Raw genomic sequence first — 16,260 nt, 5'->3', positions numbered from 1 at the left:
TCTGGCTTAATCCCGACTGGCAAAGCCCAGGATGCTCAGCAGGCTGACAAAGATGTTGTACAGCGACACATACAGGCTCACGGTGGCGCGGATGTAGTTGGTCTCACCGCCGTGAATGATGTTGCTGGTTTCATACAGGATCGCGCCGGATGACAGCAGGATAAACACCGCGCTAATCGCCAGGTGCAGGGCAGGCAGCTGCAGGAAGATGTTAGCCACCATACCAATCAGCACCACCACGATACCTGCCATCAGCATACCGCCGAGGAAGGACATGTCCTTGCGGGTGGTCAGCACGTAGGCGGAGCAGCAGAAGAACACCAGTGCGGTGCCGCCCAGCGCCATACCGATCACATCACCCATGCCGGCAGACAGATACGCGTTCAGGATTGGCCCCAGGATGTAACCCAGGAAGCCGGTAAAGGCGAACGCGGAAAGAATACCGACCGGTTTGTCAGCGGTTTTGTAGGTCAGGAACATCAGACCGTACATCCCCACCAGCGTCAGGATCAGCCCCGGAGACGGCAGCATCAGCACGGTGCTGGCGGTGGCGGTGATCGCCGAAAACGCCAGCGTCAGGCTGAGCATGAAATAGGTATTGCGCAGCACCTTGTGGGTGCTGAGTAGCGATGTGCGGTCGCGTGAGGAAGTAATTATACGATCCATGAGTCACTCTCTTATGACAGATGTAATTAACGGAAAGAATAGGAAACGGCGCGCCAGTCTCAAAGTGGTTTTACCCATCTTTACTCAGCAGGTTAGCGCCGGAGCTGGTTATTTCTTCTGCAGAAAGACGTTTCATCAGTATGAACAGCGGTTTGGCGCAATTAATCAGATCAAGCTCTTATAGGTTACTGAAAAATATTGCCTTATTACCATAAGGCCGCTAAGAGTTATTTCCGGATCGTCACAAAACAGACAATAAGGCGAAGGAAATGAAACCACAAACACGCACTCATTTTACACTCTCTTTATTAGCCGCCGGGATCCTGTGCGCCAGCACGGGAACCTGGGCGGCTAACGTGCCGGCAGGAACGCAGCTGGCCGATAAACAGGAACTGGTCAGGAACAACGGTAATGAGCCCGCTTCGCTCGACCCACATAAAGTCGAAAGCGATGTCGAATTCAATATTATCAGCGATTTATTCGATGGGCTGGTCAGTGTGTCCCCGGCGGGGGACATTCAGCCACGGCTGGCGGAAAAATGGGAGAACAAGGACAACACCGTCTGGACGTTCCATTTGCGTCCGGGTATCACCTGGAGCGACGGCACGGCCATCACCGCGGAAGACGTGGTCTGGAGCTGGCAGCGTCTGGTTGATCCTAAAACCGCTTCACCGTATGCCAGCTATCCAGGCAACATGCACATTGTGAATGGTGCGGATATTGCGCAGGGGAAAAAAGCCCCCGATACGCTGGGCGTGAAAGCGATTAACGACACCACGCTGGAAGTGACATTGACTCAGCCAAATGCGGCATTCCTGGCAATGCTGGCGCACCCGTCGCTGGTGCCGGTGGACAAAGTGCTGATTGGCCGCTTTGGCGACAAGTGGACCAAGCCTGAACATATCGTTACCAGTGGGGCTTATAAGCTGTCCCAGTGGGTGGTCAACGAACGCATAGTGGCGGAGCGTAACCCGCGTTACTGGGATAATGACCATACCGTGATCAACAAGGTGACGTATCTGCCGATCACCTCCGAGGCCGCAGATGTGAACCGTTACAAAGCGGGTGAAATCGATATTGTTTACACGGTGCCAGTCAACCAGTTCGCCCTGCTTAAGAAAACGCTGGGTAGCCAGCTGGATGTCTCCCCTCAGCTTGCCACCTACTATTACGAATTTAATACCACCCGCGCGCCGTTCAACGATCCCCGCGTGCGTAAGGCGCTCAATATGGCGCTCGATAAAGATATCATCGCAGATAAAGTGATGGGGCAGGGACAGCGTCCGGCGTGGCTCATCAGCCAGCCGGATATTGGTGGGGTCAAACTACAGAACCCGGATTACGCCAGCTGGCCGAGGGAAAAACGACTTGCCGAGGCGAAGAGATTGCTCGAAGAGGCGGGATACAACGCCAGCCACCCGCTGAGTTTTAATCTGCTGTACAACACCTCTGAAACGCACCAGCGTATCGCGATTGCCGCCAGCTCGATGTGGAAGAAAAATCTGGGTGTCGAGGCGAAGCTGCAAAACCAGGAGTGGAAAACGATGCTCGATACCATGCACACCCATAACTTTGACGCGGTGCGCTACGCCTGGATTGCGGACTACGACGACGCCGCCACTTTCCTGAACAATTTCCGCACCGGTGACAGCGAAAACACCAGCCAGTACAGCAATCCGGAGTATGACCAGGCGTTGGTTAACGCTGCAAAAGCCAAAACCACGGCCGAGCGCGGCAAGTTCTACCAGCAGGCGGAAGATCTGCTGGGGCGCGATGTGCCGGCGATCCCGGTGTATCACTACGTTCGTACGCACCTGGTAAAACCGTGGGTCGGTGGTTTTACGCCGGATAAGCTCGGGTACTACTACACGAAAGATATGTACATCAAAAAGCACTAAGCGTAATCGCTGAATCTTATGCTGGGAAAATGGCCAATATGTTGTCTATTCAACCGATTAAACATAATTTGGCTATTTTTAAAGCGAACGAATGCGCGTGCTCTTTACAGCGTGCGGTGAGGTGTTTATAGTTCGCCTCACTTAGGAAGCGTGGCCGAGCGGTTGAAGGCACCGGTCTTGAAAACCGGCGACCCGAAAGGGTTCTAGAGTTCGAATCTCTACGCTTCCGCCAAATTCGAAAACCCTGCGATAGCAATATCGCAGGGTTTTTTGCCATCTGAGGCACGGGTAAACGCATCCGCGCAAAAATAGAAAAATTCCTGCTTTACAAGGTGCTAATAGATGTTTATAGTGCGCCTCACTTTGGAAGCGTGGCCGAGCGGTTGAAGGCACCGGTCTTGAAAACCGGCGACCCGAAAGGGTTCTAGAGTTCGAATCTCTACGCTTCCGCCAAATACGAAACCCAGGTCGTTATGCGACCTGGGTTTTTTTATGCGCTAATGACAGTCAAATACAGGAACAGGACGTTCTGGTACTCAGGATACTGCGTCGATACTGCAGCGGTGTCTGACGCATCATCTTTTTAAAGCAGGTAATGAAATAGGTCACCTCGCTAAACCCGACGGCCAGCGCAATGGCATCAATACTCTCATCGCTGTACCGTAACAGATCGCAGCTGCTCTTTATCCGCCGGGTCAGTAAATATTCGTGAATGCTCCCGCCGGTCTGCTGGCGGAAAATTCGCGAGGTATAGCTGCGCGAAAGCCCCATGTCCTGGGCTAGCTGGTCGAGCGAAAACTTGCTGGCATAGTGGGCTTCGACCCAGCTCATAATCCGCGAGGCGATGGTCTGCTGGCGCGGCGGGAAGCGCTGCGGCTGCTCGGGCAGAAACGTCATGAGCTGCATCACCAGAAACGCCACCTCGCAGGCCGCGGTCTGCTCGTTACCCTCCAGACACTGAAACTGCTCAAGGATCCTTTCGATAAACGCTGCGTGGTTGCTGAGATCGTAAATTTGCGCCGGCAGATTGCTGGCGGCCAGCGCGGCGAACCGGGCCTGATGACGCGGGAAGGCGCTGAGCGCACTCTCGACGACCGATTGCTCAATGTGCATGGTGGTGCGGTGATAGGGGTTTTTATCGCTATGATCGACCTGCACTTTATGCAAACGGAAGGGTGGGAAGATAAATAATCGCCCCGGACGCGCGGTGTAGTGCTGATTATCCACCACCACGATGCCGTAGCCGCTGGAAATATAGAGCAATTCAACGCACTGATGCCAGTGGTAGTAAATCGCGCTGGTGCTGAACATGCGGTTAAATGAAATGGCCTGCCGATCGAGCGTGATGCGTTCCAGCAGTTGCGTTTCACCCATTTGACCTCCAGGACAACAGATTTAAATTTTTAGGCCATCAGTTGTAATTTATCCCCCTCGTGGAGGACAAAATCCAGCGAAAATGAAATGGCGGTTTAATTTTGTGAGTCTGCTCACTCAGCACCCTGAATAAAAGCAGTTACCCTTCATCCAGACGTCGCACGCGTGGCTTGAAAAAGCCTAATAACAATAACTTATCTTTACCCTCGTGTTATGCGGGAGGACCCTGTGCAACCTGAAAACATCAATCTGGATAATCCACTGACAAGCCGGGAAGAGGTGCTGCGGCTGGTCAATGACATGCTGAACGCGGTGGCGCCCTGGTTTAAAAACGACGCCAGCCGCATTGATTTAGCGAACTTTACCGCGCATTACGGCCAGCAGGTCGCGAGCATGGAAACGTTTTCCCGCCTGCTGTGGGGCGTGACGCCGTTGTTGGCTGGCGGCAGTGAGCCGCAACATTTCTCGTTCTATTTACAGGCGATAAAAAACGGCACCAATCCGCAGCACGCTGATTACTGGGGCGACGTCGCACCTTACGATCAGCGAATCGTCGAAATGGCGGCCTACGGGCTGCTGCTGGCGCTGGCGGGCGAAACCGTGCTGGCACACTTCACTGAGACGGAGAAAGCGAATTTATGGCGCTGGTTAAAGCAGTGCGAGACCCAGGACATCCCCGATAACAACTGGCACTTCTTTCCGATTCTGGTGCAGGTCGGCTTCCATTATTGCGGCATGCCAACCAACCCGCAGGCGCTGGAAGAAAATTTTGCGGCCATGGAGCACTACTATCTCGGCGATGGCTGGTACTCCGATGGCCCGGGCCGGCCGCGCGACTACTACATCTCGATGGGCTTCCATTTCTATGGCCTGATTTACGCGAAGTTAATGGCCGATGTCGATCCAAGGCGTAGTGCAACGCTGCGTCACCGGGCCGCACGTTTCTCCTCTGACTTCATCCATTTCTTTGCCGAAGACGGCGCGGCGATCCCGTTTGGCCGTAGCCTGACCTACCGCTTTGCCGAGGCTGCGTTCTGGAGTGCGGCGGCCTTTGCTGGCCTGGAGGTGTTTTCGCCTGGCGTGATGAAGGGCATCGTTCTGCGCCATCTGCGCTGGTGGCTGACGCAGCCGATATTCGATCGCGACGGCGTGCTGAGCGTCGGTTACAGCTACCCGAATCTGGCGATGGCGGAAGACTACAACGCGCCGGGTTCGCCGTACTGGGGCCTGAAGACCCTTCTGGTACTGGCGTTAGATGAGGGCGATGCCTTCTGGCAGTCGGCCGAACTGCCGCTGCCGCCGCTGCCCGCGCAACACACGATAGTCCACGCGGATCAAGTGATAGTGCATCAGGCCGATCACCTGTGGATGCTGACGTCTGGTCAGCTTGAGCTGAACAACTTCGTAAATACCGAAGCGAAATACTGCAAGTTTGCCTATTCCACCCGCTTTGGCTTCACCCTCGAACGCGGACGCTACGGCCTGAACCACGCCGCCCCCGATTCGATGCTGCTGCTGGCTGAAAAGGATAACTACTGGCGCGGCCGCCGCGAATGCCAGCATGTGGTCACCGCTGATGGCACCATTTACAGCCGCTGGCTGCCGTGGCGCGACGTGGTGATTGACAGTTGGCTGCTGGCGTTGGGTGACTGGCAACTGCGCGTCCATCGTATCAATACCCGGCGCGCGCTCGATTGCGCGGAGGGTGGCTTTAGTCTGGCGAACCGCCCACTGCCGCAGATGCAGGAGAGTGATGGCGGCTGCTGGTTACGCAACGCCTGCGATGTATCGGCGATTTTCGCTTTACATCCGCATGCCCGTCGCGGCGAGACGGTGGTGACGCCGCCAAACAGTAATCTGTTGTTCGCCGATCGCGCGGCGGTGCCGGTGCTGCGTGACGAGCTCGATCCCGGCACCCATTTGTTGATAAGCGCGGTGTGGGCGGGAAATGCCGCCGACTTCGATCCGCAACATTGCCCGCAGGCCTTCATAAGCGATGACGCGGTACGCTTCGTGACGGCACGACAAGAAACGATGCTCGTTCTGGCCCCGGAGGCATCGCTATGAGCACATCATCGTCCGTACGTGCTGCGCAGTACAAAATGAGTACCTTTATTTTTCTTTACTTCTTCACCTGGTCATCCAGCTTTGGCCTGTATGCCTTGTGGCTGAGCCAGAAAGTGGGCCTCGATAGCATCACCATTGGCAGCGTGTTCGCCATTAATGGCGTCTTCGCGGTGGTCCTGAAGCCAGTGTACGGCTACATCATGGATAAAATCGGCATGAGCAAGTGGCTGCTCTATTTTGTCTGCGCCATTTCAGCGCTGATGGCACCGTTTTTCTCGCTGGTGTACCAACCGCTGCTGCAAAGCCATGCGATGGCCGGGATTATCATCGGCGCGCTGTATCTGAGTCTGGGCTGGTACGCCGGGGTGGCGGCTTCTGAATCCTACGCCGACCGCTTTAGCCGCCTGTACGGGCTGGAGTTTGGCCGCATCAGAATGTGGGGTTCGCTGGGCTGGGCGATGGCGGCCTCGGTCTCCGGGCTGTTGTTTAACGTCACGCCGCTGGCCAACTTTCTGCTCAGCAGCGGGACCTCGGTACTGATGCTGCTGGTGCTGATTAGCCTCAAAATTGGCGATGAGCAGCTGCGCAACAACAGCGTCATTTCCGCTAATAAGATCGTCTTTGCCGATGTGCTGATGCTGCTGAAAAACCGTAAATTCTGGATGTTCAGCCTTTACGTCGCCGGGGTGGCCTGGATGATGTTTATCGCCGAGCAGCAGTTCCCGCGCTACTTCGTGTCGTTCTTCGCCACCAAAGAGCAGGGCAACGCCTGGTACGGCTACCTGAGCACCGTCCAGTCGGGGATGGAGTTCGTGATGATGATGTTTATCCCGTGGCTGGTGAACCACTACGGCGCTAAGCGCGGCCTGCTGTTCTGCGGCTGCGTGGTAGGGGCACGGCTGATCGCATCCGGCCTGACCAGCGATCCGATTGTTATCTCCATCATCAAACCGTTTTACGGCGTCGAGATCGCGCTGCTGCTGATTTCGGTCTTCAAATACATCGCCGAACATTTCCATCGTCGGGTTAACGCCACGATGTACCTGCTGGGGTACCAGGCGATGATTTACGTCGGCTCGATTGTGGTCGCGCCACCTGCTGGCTATCTGTACGACAAGATAGGCTTCGAGCATACCTATCTGCTGATGGGCTGCTGCGCCCTGCTATTTACGCTGATTTCCGCTTTTACGCTGTCGCGCTGCCAGTCGAAACGCGATGCCTCACGACCTTTTGCTCCGGCTTTAGACACCGCCCCGGTTGAACCGGCCAAACATTAATTCAGGAGTTGTTATGACCAAATCTGTTATCACCGAAGCGCTGCGGCCGATCGAACTGCATCAGGTCGATCGGCTGGCACTGAGCCAGACGCTGGAAGCGGCCTTAACCCGCGTAGCGCGCAAGCTCGACAAAAATATTGTCGCCTTCGGCGATAAGTTCCCCGGCGAAGCCTGTGAGAAGGGGGTCTGGCCGCGTACCGATAACGTGGAGTGGACAACCAGTTTTTGGCCGGGCCAGCTGTGGCTGATGTGGGAGATGACCGGCAAAGCGCATTATCGCGAAGCCGCCGAGCGCTATTTACCCTCGTTCGCCCGGCGTATTGAGCAGCGTATTGACACCGCAACGCACGATCTCGGGTTCCTCTATTCGCTCTCCTGCGTCAGTGCCTGGCGGCTCACCGGCAACGAAGCCGCTCGCCAGTCGGCGCTGCTGGCTGCCGATCGCCTGATGCAGCGTTTTAACCCGACGGCCAACATCATTCAGGCATGGGGGGATTTAAACGACCCGGAACAGCAGGGGCGAATGATCATCGACTGCAATATGAATCTGCCGCTGCTGTACTGGGCCAGCGAGCAAACCGGCGACCCACGTTACGCGCAAGCGGCAACGGCTCACGCCGGGCAGGCAGCGAACTATATCGTGCGTGAAGATGCTTCGACTTATCACACCTACTATATGGATGTGCAGACGGGTGAGCCGCGCTTTGGCAACACCCATCAGGGCTACAGCGATACCTCGTGCTGGTCGCGCGGCCAGGCGTGGGGCATTTACGGCTTCCTGCTGAGCTATCAGCACACTGGCGATAAGCAGATGGTTGAGTTGTCACGCAGCCTGGCGCACTACTTCCTCAACCGACTGCCGGAAGATGATGTTTGCCACTGGGATCTGGCGCTGCTCGGTACTGACGCCGTGCGCGACAGTTCAGCGGCGGCGATTGCCGCCTGTGGTTTGCTGGAGCTGGTCAGGGCGCTGCCGACGCTCGACGCAAACCGTGCATATTATGAAGAGATGGCGCTGCGCATTGCGCTGTCGCTGACCGACAATTACCTGGCCCATGACGACGACCCGACTGAGGGGCTGCTGCAGCACTCGGTTTATCATATGGGCAGCGGCAAGGGCGTCGATCAGTGCTGTAGCTGGGGGGACTATTTCTATCTTGAGCTGCTGGCGCGGCTGCGACAGGTTTGGTACCCGTACTGGTAACCCTGAAGCCATGGAGAGCAAAATGAAAAGCGTAGCCGTGTTATTAGCCCCCGGGTTTGAAGAGGGGGAAGCGATCGTCACTATCGATATCCTGCGCCGCCTGAATATTACGGTGCAGACGATTGCCTGCGGTGAAAGTCGTGAAGTGGTGAGCTACCACGCTATCCCCATGGTGGCGGATAGGACCCTGAAAGCCAGCCTCGATCAGACCTTTGACGCGGTGGTGTTACCGGGCGGCCCGGAAGGCAGCGTCAACCTGGCGAAAAGCGCGGAGGCGATCGCCTTCGTTCGCCGCCATGATGAAGCGGGCAAATATATCTGCCCGATTTGCTCCGCCGCTGCCCGTGTGCTGGGCGGCAACGGTCTGCTAAAGGGGCGCCGCTATGTCTGTTCCGGCGATGTGTGGAAAACAGTCAGCGATGGCCTGTACGTCGATGCCGACGTGGTGGAAGATGGCCATCTGCTAAGCGGTCGCGGGCTGGGCAAGGTGTTCGATTTCGCCTTTACCCTGGCGGCGCGCTTGCAGGGCGATGAAGCACTGGCCCGCGAGCAGGCCAGTCATATTGATTATGCGTGGCAGTCGGGACGCGGCTGGTAACAGAGCCTTACAGGCACATCTGAAAACCTCCGGCTATGCCGGAGGATATTTATTTCGTTTTACAGCCCAATCACCAGCTCCCCGGAGTGACTCCGCGAGCAGCACAGCGCCACTTGCTGGTCGGCCGCGCTTTTTTCCGCCTCCGACTGCACGCTATCCCGATGATCCACCACACCGTCAACCACCGGCGTCAGACACGCACCGCAGATCCCCATCTCGCAGGACAACGGGACGTCCACGCCATTTTCCTGCAGCACCTGGGCGATGGTTTTATCTGCAGGTACTGGCCAGCGCTCCCCGGTGGAGGCCAGTTTGACCGTAAAGATCTCACCGGCTTCTCCGCCACTGACAGGCGCTGCGGGCTGAAACGCCTCGCTGTGAAGATGGGCTTCATCCCAGCCCTTCGCCGTGGCGACGTCACGCACTTTTTCCATAAACCCTGCCGGGCCACAGACCCAGGCGTGAAGCCCCGCCGTAGCCACCGGGATATGCTCTGCCAGCAGAGTGCGCGGGCTGGTGGTATGAATAACGCAATTACCATGCTCAATCTGCGCCAGTTCGCGGGCGAAAGCCGCGCTTTCAGCCTGTCTGACATAATAGTGCAGGGTGAACGGGGTTCCGGCTGCCTCCAGCGCCAGGGCCATCGCATACAGTGGCGTAATCCCGATCCCCGCAGCCAGCAGCAACACCCGTTCGGCCTCCTGCAGGGCAAACAGATTGCGCGGCGCAGAGATCAGCAGCTTCTGACCGGGACGCAGTGTCTCATGAATATAGCGTGACCCGCCGCGCGAGGCGGTTTCCCGTCCCACGCAGATCAGATAACCCTCATTTTCGCAGCCGCCGGTCAGGGAATACTGGCGAATAACCCCGCAGGGCAGGTGCACGTCAATATGCGCGCCGGGTTGCCACTCTGGCAGCGCTTCACCGTTTTCTGCTACCAGCCTGACCGCGAGGCTCTTGTTCCCCTGACGCCACAGTCCGTCAACAATCACGCTCAACATACGGGCCTCCGTCATACCAGGAAAAACGCGCCAAAGCCCATTTTTTTCAGCCCCCGGCGATAGGCAATCGAGCTTTTATCCGCGGGAATATGGGCTTCCAGGGTCAGATCCAGCGGCAAACTTTCCGGGCGCTGGGTTTCAACCATCAAACGGTCTTCCTCAAAAATTCGCAGGTTAAAGGCATGCACCTCTTCCACCGGAATATGCAGGTCAAAGTTGCGCGCGATGGGGGCGAACATGCGGGTGACGCGTGATGAGACCGGTGACGCGGCGTTCATGATCACCAGCCGGGATTCACCCGGAAAATGGATCGTCAGGGTGGCGGTAAACGGCAAGTGCATTTCAAAATGGCGCAGCCACTGGAAGCCTTCCGGCGCCTGCACGTCAGAGCTGGCAGGATAATTGCTCACCGAACTCCAGTAATCCGCGACAAAGCCAAACGGTGTTTCCTGTGGCTGATAGGTCGGGACGAGCTGGTTATCCGGGTCCGCAAAGGTGCTGGTATGGATCCACGCGAAATGCGCCACATCCAGAAAGCCTTCCACCTGGCGGCCAGCGAAGCCATTCACCTCAAACGCCGGGCAGTTGATCTGCTGAAAGCCATCGTCATCCCAGTGCGGCATAGTGGGCAGCGGCATCGGGTTGTCCGGGTCAAACGCCAGACACGTCCAGATCAAGCCAAAGCGCTCCTCCACGGCGTAGTTAATCAGGTTGAGCTTCGCCGGTACCGGCTGATCGGGGCTGGAGGGAATGCGGTTGCAGCGGCCATCTTCCCCGAAGCGCAGGCCATGGTAGGGGCAGATAATCCCGTGTTCATCATGAAAGCCCAGCGACAGCGGCACGCCGCGATGCGGACAAACATCGCGGGCGACCACGACCTGGTCTTTTACGCGGTAGATAACCAGCGCTTCGTCCAGCAGGGTCGCTTTGACCGGTGCCGCACCGATGTCGCAGGCGCGTGCAACCGGATGCCAGCACTTTGCCAGGCGCAGCCAGTCTTCTGGCTCAAACGTACAATGGGCGGGTGGTACAGGTGCTTTATTCATGTGTATCCCTCTTACGTTCAGCCTAATGGTCCGCCCTGAATGGTGTCGCACAGACCGTTGATAATGCGCTCCCCGGTCTCCTCTCTGAGTTCCTGATACCAGGCTCGGGTTAACGCCATATCTTTACCGTGCGTGACGTCACAGCGCTTGCGGGCCTTCAGCACCAGGTCGCGTACCCGGTCGCAGCGCAGGGCTTCGTACTGCCGCAGCGCCAGCGTAATGTTGTGGTTTTCGCGCAGGCAGTCTCCCAGCACTACCGCATCTTCCAGCGCCGCGCAGCCGCCCTGGCCGATATCCGGCGTGGTGCTGTGCGCCGCATCGCCCAGCAGCGCCACGTGGCCGCGCACCAGGCTGTCGAACGGCTCAATGTCGTGGATTTCAATGCGGTTGGTGGTGTCCGGATCCAGCGCGGCGATCAGCTTCTGCACCGGCGGCGCCCAGCCGCGGAAGTAACCCGTGAGATCGGCCCTGAGGGTGGTGCGATCCTCCGCCAGACCGAGGGGAAGCGGGACATCAAAAAAGAAATAGAAGCGGCCACCGGAGACGGGCATCAGCGACACGCGCTTGCCTTCTCCAACGAACGTGGTCCACTGATGGGCAGGGGCAATTTCTTCATCAATCTTCACCAGCCCGTTCCAGTTAACGTAGCCCGCGTAGCGACGCTCGGGCGTATACCCGAGCACGTACGGGCGCACCGCAGAGTGGCTACCGTCGGCGGCAATCAGAAAATCGCCTGTCGCCATGCTGCCGTCGGTGAAGGTCACGGTGACGCCAGCGTCATCTTCCCGAACATGTTCGACGCGCTTGCCGAACTGCACCCGCTGGCGCCCCCAGAAGTCCAGCATCTCCCGCTGAAGCTCAGCGCGCGAGACCGGGCAGGGACGCCCACCGGTGCGCTCCACCAGCGGGGCCAGGCTAAAGCGGGTCAGCGTATCGCCGCGCCGGTGATCCTTGTAGGCCATAAAGCGCATCGGCCCGCCGTATGTCTCAATGATGTCGCCCATGCCGAGGTGCTGCATGCATTTTACCCCGTTAGGCCAGATGGAGATGGCCGCGCCAACGGGTTTGATCTCTTTTACTGCCTCAAACACGGTACAGTCGATGCCCGCCTTTTCCAGCGCGACAGCGGCACTCAGGCCACCAATGCCTGCGCCAATGACGATTGCTTTCATGCTTCTCTCCTTTTGCAGGGTGTCATTAGCATCAGCAATTTGCGTACCAGGCTGCAGAGTGGCGAAAAGGGCGTTGTGAGAGGGATGTTTGCACTGCTAAGGTGCGTTATCGCGGTGAGAATGCCTTTTTATGAATCAATAATTTCCGGTTTAAGGATCAGGAATCGACTGTTTCAGGTCTCAGTCAAGAGTGGCGTGCTTTGTGCAAGGCTCAGGAACGATGATGTCACGGGAGGAACCATGATAACACTGGACGATTTTAATCAACGGAGTCAGGAAGAGGTGCTTACGCTATTACACCCTTGCGTGGCCATCCCCGGCTGGGCCGAGGCGCTGGTCGCCGGGCGGCCTTATCCGAGCCGGGATGATCTGTTTGATGCGGCCCAGGCGCTGACGAAAAGCTGGGATGAACACGCGCTCACGGAGGCTCTGAGCGCGCATCCGCGCATCGGTGAGAAGCCCATGGGCACGCAGGCGGAGGCGGCGCTGTCGCGTCAGGAGCAGGGAGCGGTGAATCATGATGATGCCCGGCTTGCTGAGGCGTTGCGGGCAGGCAATGCCCGCTACGAAAGCCGTTTCGGGCGCATCTTTCTGATCCGCGCCAAAGGCCGCAGCGGGGAGGCGATCCTCCAGGCCCTGAACGCGCGGCTGGAAAACAGCGATGCGCAGGAGGTGCAGGCCGCACTGGATCAGCTGCGGGAAATTACCTTATTACGACTGGAAGGAGTCATTGGCGCATGAGCACGCTCAGTACACATATTCTGGATATCTCGACGGGCAAACCCGCGCAGGGTGTGACGGTACGCCTTGAACAGGACGCGGAGATCATCGCAACTGGCGTGACCAACGCGCAGGGCCGCATCACCGAGTTTGTTCCCGTCCTGCCTGCGGGCCGCTATCGCCTGGTGGCCGAGACTGGCGCCTGGTTTAGCGAAACGGGGCGCGACACGCTCTATCCCTGTGCGCAGATTGATTTTCTCATCGGCGAAACGGCAGATGAGCACTTCCATCTGCCGTTTGTGATAGCCCCTGGCGGCTGGTCAACCTACCGCGGCAGCTGACCACACTGGCTCGCCGTTGACCCAGGTTTGGCTGATATTACGCTCGTCGCCCAGGGTCATCAGCACAAACAGCTGCTCGTAGATATCCTTGCAGCGCCCGCTGCGCAGGCGCTGAAGCGGGGTGACGGCCGGGTCGATCACGATAAAATCGGCCTCTTTGCCCGGTGCGAAGTTGCCAATGTTGTCATCCAGACGCAGGGCATGCGCGCCACCCAGCGTGGCATGATAAAAGGCCTCGCTGGCGCGCAGGCGGTAGCTCTGCAACTGACCCACCTTGTAAGCTTCCCCCAGCGTGCGCAGCATACTGAAGGTGGTGCCCGCGCCAACGTCGGTGCCGATACCCATCCGCACCTTGTGCTGCCAGCAGGCGGGTAACCGAAACAGCCCGCTGCCAAGAAACAGGTTGGACGTTGGGCAAAACGCCACCGCCGAACCGGTGTCATGCAGGCACTGCCACTCGCTGTGGTGGAGATGGATCCCGTGAGCAAACACGCTGCGTTCACCGGTGAGGCCATAGTGGTGGTACACATCCAGATAACGTTCATGCTCCGGCCACAGGTCATTAACCCAGGCCACTTCGTTCGGGTTTTCGCTCAGATGGGTCTGCAGCCAGGTGTCCGGAAACTCCTCTCGGAGTAAACGCACCGCCGCAAGCAGTTCCGGTGACGAAGTGGGCGCAAAGCGTGGCGTAATGGCATACCCCAGCCGTCCATGGTGGTGCCAGCGCTGGATCAGCTCCCGTGTCTGTCGGTAGCTCTGTTGTGCCGTTTCGGTCAGGTAGTCCGGGGTGTGCCGGTCCATCATCACCTTCCCGGCGATAAGGCGCATATTCAGGCGCGATGCTTCGGTAAACAGCGCATCGACCGATTCAGGATGCAGCGTGCAAAACACCAGCGCGGTGGTGGTGCCGTGGCTCACCAGCTGATTTATGAAAAATTCCGCGATCTCTTTTGCGTAGCTCTCGTCAGCAAACTGGCTCTCCACCGGGAACGTGTAGGTGGTCAGCCACTCCAGCAGTTGCTCGCCGAAGGCGCCGATCATCTCCGTCTGCGGATAATGAACGTGAGTATCGATAAAACCGGGCAACAGCAGTTTGCCGCGCAGGTCGGTGTAACTCTTGTGCGGGTCAAGATATTGCTCTCCCTCCTGCCAGGCCATGAGCGCCACGATTTTCCCGTGGTGAATAAACAGCAGGCCGTCCTCCTGGTAGCGCGCATGGTCGGCAATCAGGTCTGCACTGTCGCAGACCTGGGCGATATCGAAAAATGCACCGCGTATCGCAGTCTGGTAATCCATCATGGCTCCTGTCTGATGGTTTGCGTGGCTTCGCGTGCCGTGAAGTGAGCGGCGGACGCCCCTTCGCGCTCCTCGCGCGCCAGCCAGCGGTAGGTTACCCCGCCGAGGAAGACGCCGATGAACCAGCTAAAGTTTGCCACCTCATGCAGCGCCGGGATAAAGCTAATCACCAGACCGACGGCAACGGAGGGGAGCAGCGCACCGATGGCTTTCGGGTTAAAGCCGTTGCGGTACCAGTATTTCCCTTTTGGCGTGTCATCGAACAGATCGTCCACGGAGACTTTGCCACGCTTAATCAGGTAGAAGTCGGCAATCAGAATCCCGAACAGTGGGCCGATAAATGCCCCCAGTACGTCCAGGGTGTAATGAATAAGCTCCGGTGAGTTAAACAGGTTCCACGGGGTTAACAGGATCGAGCCGACAGCGGCAATCATGCCCCCGGTGCGGAAGCTGATTTTCTGCGGGGAACAGTTAGAGAAATCAAACGCCGGGGAGACAAAGTTGGCCACGATGTTGATCCCGATGGTGGCGGTGATCATGGTCAGCAGACCAATCGCCACGGCCAGATCGTTGCCCACGCGGCTGACGGTTTCAATCGGGTCGGTGATCATGCGGCCAAACAGCGACTGGGTACCGGAGACAATCACCACGGTCACGATGGAGAACAGCAGGAAGTTAAACGGCAGGCCCCAGCGGTTACCACGGCGGATTTCCCCCATGCTTTTGCCGTAGCGGGAGAAATCCCCAAAGTTGAGCAACGGGCCTGAGAAGTAGGAGACCACCAGCGCCGTGGCGGTGATCATCTGCCAGGTCTGCTCGCCCGCGCTCAGGGATTTGCTGGCGAGGGTGAAGGAGATCCCGTCGAATCCGGTCTTGTATACAATCCATCCTGCCAGCGCCAGCATCACCACATACACCGCCGGGCCGGCGATATCGATAAAGCGCTTGATGGCATTCATGCCGTGCCAGAAGACCATTGCCTGCAATACCCACATAATGGCAAAGCAGATCCAGCCCAGGTGCGACAGCCCGAGAAACGCGCCGGTGGTGAGCGACGAGAGTGACGGCCAGAACTTCAGCGCCACCAGCATCAGGGCGTTAGCGGCCAGATAGGTCTGAATGCCGTACCAGGCAAAGGCGATAAGCCCGCGGATCACCGCCGGAATGTTCGCCCCGAAGACGCCAAAGGCCTGACGGCTGATGACCGCATACGGCACGCCCGCCATCTGGCTCGGCTTCGCCACCAGGTTGGCACACAGCTGCACAATGCAAATCCCCACCAGCAGGCACAGCAACACCTGCCAGCTCGCCAGCCCGAGCGTAAAGAAGCTCGCGGCGACAACGTATCCCCCCATGCTGTGGACGTCGGACATCCAGAACGAAAAGATGTTGTACCAGCTCCAGTTCTGGTCACGCGTTGGTGCCAGATCCTCATTGCAAAGCCGTGGGCTGTAAACCGCACCGGAATCAGCGGCCGTACCGTGTTGCGTATTTTGACTGTTTGGCATGAAACCTGCTCCTGTGAATGAAAACCCGTTGAGTGGGAGTGCAGACGGTGTTGCAGGATCCAGGCCAAAATAATAAATCTTGTATGCAATAT

General features: G+C 57.8%; 14 protein-coding genes and 2 tRNA genes. 9 read left to right on the top strand and 7 right to left on the bottom strand.

Annotated features, from left to right (window positions below; genetic code table 11):
* Positions 1-6: 6 nt before the first annotated feature.
* Positions 7-666, bottom strand: coding sequence for an FtsH protease modulator YccA (gene yccA / locus NQ842_RS16205; RefSeq protein WP_013097244.1), 660 nt, complete (start codon positions 664-666; stop codon positions 7-9).
* A gap of 269 nt (positions 667-935) precedes the next feature.
* On the opposite strand from yccA, the gene NQ842_RS16200 reads away from it, so the two are divergent.
* The 3 genes from NQ842_RS16200 (at position 936) to NQ842_RS16190 (ending at position 3,017) form a co-directional block, all read left to right on the top strand.
* Positions 936-2,564, top strand: a complete 1,629-nt coding sequence (locus tag NQ842_RS16200) for an ABC transporter substrate-binding protein (protein WP_046888180.1) — start codon at positions 936-938, stop codon at positions 2,562-2,564.
* Positions 2,565-2,708: 144 nt separating this feature from the next.
* Positions 2,709-2,796 (top strand) — tRNA-Ser (locus NQ842_RS16195).
* A gap of 133 nt (positions 2,797-2,929) precedes the next feature.
* Positions 2,930-3,017 (top strand) — tRNA-Ser (locus tag NQ842_RS16190).
* A gap of 54 nt (positions 3,018-3,071) precedes the next feature.
* On the opposite strand, the gene NQ842_RS16185 is transcribed toward NQ842_RS16190, so the two are convergent.
* On the bottom strand, positions 3,072-3,938 hold the full coding sequence (locus NQ842_RS16185) for an AraC family transcriptional regulator (RefSeq protein ID WP_257256065.1): 867 nt from the start codon (positions 3,936-3,938) through the stop codon (positions 3,072-3,074).
* A gap of 228 nt (positions 3,939-4,166) precedes the next feature.
* Here NQ842_RS16185 and NQ842_RS16180 point away from each other — a divergent pair, with 228 nt between their 5' ends.
* From NQ842_RS16180 to NQ842_RS16165, 4 genes are read left to right on the top strand one after another with little or no spacing between them, the layout of a single operon-like run.
* Positions 4,167-6,005, top strand: a complete 1,839-nt coding sequence (locus tag NQ842_RS16180; RefSeq protein ID WP_257256064.1) for a DUF2264 domain-containing protein — start codon at positions 4,167-4,169, stop codon at positions 6,003-6,005.
* Positions 6,002-7,282 (top strand): oligosaccharide MFS transporter, encoded by a 1,281-nt coding sequence (locus tag NQ842_RS16175; RefSeq protein WP_014831344.1) that lies wholly within the window; start codon positions 6,002-6,004, stop codon positions 7,280-7,282. Before NQ842_RS16180 ends, NQ842_RS16175 begins: the two co-directional genes overlap by 4 nt.
* A gap of 13 nt (positions 7,283-7,295) precedes the next feature.
* Positions 7,296-8,486, top strand: a complete 1,191-nt coding sequence (locus NQ842_RS16170; protein ID WP_257256063.1) for a glycoside hydrolase family 88 protein — start codon at positions 7,296-7,298, stop codon at positions 8,484-8,486.
* A gap of 22 nt (positions 8,487-8,508) precedes the next feature.
* Positions 8,509-9,084, top strand: coding sequence for a DJ-1/PfpI family protein (locus tag NQ842_RS16165; protein WP_014831346.1), 576 nt, complete (start codon positions 8,509-8,511; stop codon positions 9,082-9,084).
* Between the two features lie 59 nt (positions 9,085-9,143).
* Here the strand turns inward: NQ842_RS16165 and NQ842_RS16160 are convergent, their stop codons facing one another.
* From NQ842_RS16160 to hpxO, 3 genes are read right to left on the bottom strand one after another with little or no spacing between them, the layout of a single operon-like run.
* Complete coding sequence (locus NQ842_RS16160) at positions 9,144-10,085, bottom strand: PDR/VanB family oxidoreductase (protein ID WP_257256062.1); 942 nt, start codon at positions 10,083-10,085, stop codon at positions 9,144-9,146.
* 11 nt (positions 10,086-10,096) lie between these two features.
* Entirely contained in the window at positions 10,097-11,131 is a 1,035-nt protein-coding gene (gene hpxD, locus NQ842_RS16155; RefSeq protein WP_046889760.1) for a molybdenum cofactor-independent xanthine hydroxylase subunit HpxD, read from the bottom strand.
* 17 nt (positions 11,132-11,148) lie between these two features.
* A complete protein-coding gene (gene hpxO, locus NQ842_RS16150) occupies positions 11,149-12,303 on the bottom strand; it encodes an FAD-dependent urate hydroxylase HpxO (protein WP_014831349.1) in 1,155 nt (384 codons plus the stop codon).
* A gap of 240 nt (positions 12,304-12,543) precedes the next feature.
* On the opposite strand from hpxO, the gene uraD reads away from it, so the two are divergent.
* Complete coding sequence (gene uraD / locus NQ842_RS16145) at positions 12,544-13,044, top strand: 2-oxo-4-hydroxy-4-carboxy-5-ureidoimidazoline decarboxylase (protein WP_194516399.1); 501 nt, start codon at positions 12,544-12,546, stop codon at positions 13,042-13,044.
* Positions 13,041-13,364 carry a hydroxyisourate hydrolase gene (uraH, locus tag NQ842_RS16140; protein ID WP_013097234.1) on the top strand — a complete coding sequence of 108 codons (324 nt, stop codon included), beginning with the start codon at positions 13,041-13,043 and terminating at the stop codon, positions 13,362-13,364. Before uraD ends, uraH begins: the two co-directional genes overlap by 4 nt.
* Here the strand turns inward: uraH and guaD are convergent.
* Both guaD and NQ842_RS16130 read right to left on the bottom strand, forming a co-directional pair.
* A complete protein-coding gene (gene guaD / locus NQ842_RS16135; RefSeq protein ID WP_014831352.1) occupies positions 13,344-14,660 on the bottom strand; it encodes a guanine deaminase in 1,317 nt (438 codons plus the stop codon). The two genes, uraH and guaD, sit on opposite strands and share 21 nt — an antisense overlap.
* Entirely contained in the window at positions 14,660-16,168 is a 1,509-nt protein-coding gene (locus NQ842_RS16130) for an NCS1 family nucleobase:cation symporter-1 (protein ID WP_014831353.1), read from the bottom strand. The genes guaD and NQ842_RS16130 overlap by 1 nt, the downstream gene beginning before the upstream one ends.
* Between the last annotated feature and the right edge of the window lie 92 nt (positions 16,169-16,260).

Source organism: Enterobacter cloacae complex sp. R_G8, assembly GCF_024599795.1.
Lineage (GTDB): Bacteria > Pseudomonadota > Gammaproteobacteria > Enterobacterales > Enterobacteriaceae > Enterobacter > Enterobacter dissolvens.
This window is presented reverse-complemented; position numbering and strand designations above follow the sequence as displayed.

Excerpts from the sequence above, each read along its gene's own strand:
- yccA (WP_013097244.1), bottom strand. The coding sequence starts at position 666 with ATGGATCGTATAATTACTTCCTCACGCGACCGCACATCGCTACTCAGC.
- NQ842_RS16200 (WP_046888180.1), top strand. The coding sequence starts at position 936 with ATGAAACCACAAACACGCACTCATTTTACACTCTCTTTATTAGCCGCC.
- NQ842_RS16185 (WP_257256065.1), bottom strand. The coding sequence starts at position 3,938 with ATGGGTGAAACGCAACTGCTGGAACGCATCACGCTCGATCGGCAGGCC.
- NQ842_RS16175 (WP_014831344.1), top strand. The coding sequence starts at position 6,002 with ATGAGCACATCATCGTCCGTACGTGCTGCGCAGTACAAAATGAGTACC.
- NQ842_RS16170 (WP_257256063.1), top strand. The coding sequence starts at position 7,296 with ATGACCAAATCTGTTATCACCGAAGCGCTGCGGCCGATCGAACTGCAT.
- NQ842_RS16165 (WP_014831346.1), top strand. The coding sequence starts at position 8,509 with ATGAAAAGCGTAGCCGTGTTATTAGCCCCCGGGTTTGAAGAGGGGGAA.
- NQ842_RS16160 (WP_257256062.1), bottom strand. The coding sequence starts at position 10,085 with ATGTTGAGCGTGATTGTTGACGGACTGTGGCGTCAGGGGAACAAGAGC.
- hpxD (WP_046889760.1), bottom strand. The coding sequence starts at position 11,131 with ATGAATAAAGCACCTGTACCACCCGCCCATTGTACGTTTGAGCCAGAA.
- hpxO (WP_014831349.1), bottom strand. The coding sequence starts at position 12,303 with ATGAAAGCAATCGTCATTGGCGCAGGCATTGGTGGCCTGAGTGCCGCT.
- uraD (WP_194516399.1), top strand. The coding sequence starts at position 12,544 with ATGATAACACTGGACGATTTTAATCAACGGAGTCAGGAAGAGGTGCTT.
- uraH (WP_013097234.1), top strand. The coding sequence starts at position 13,041 with ATGAGCACGCTCAGTACACATATTCTGGATATCTCGACGGGCAAACCC.
- guaD (WP_014831352.1), bottom strand. The coding sequence starts at position 14,660 with ATGGATTACCAGACTGCGATACGCGGTGCATTTTTCGATATCGCCCAG.
- NQ842_RS16130 (WP_014831353.1), bottom strand. The coding sequence starts at position 16,168 with ATGCCAAACAGTCAAAATACGCAACACGGTACGGCCGCTGATTCCGGT.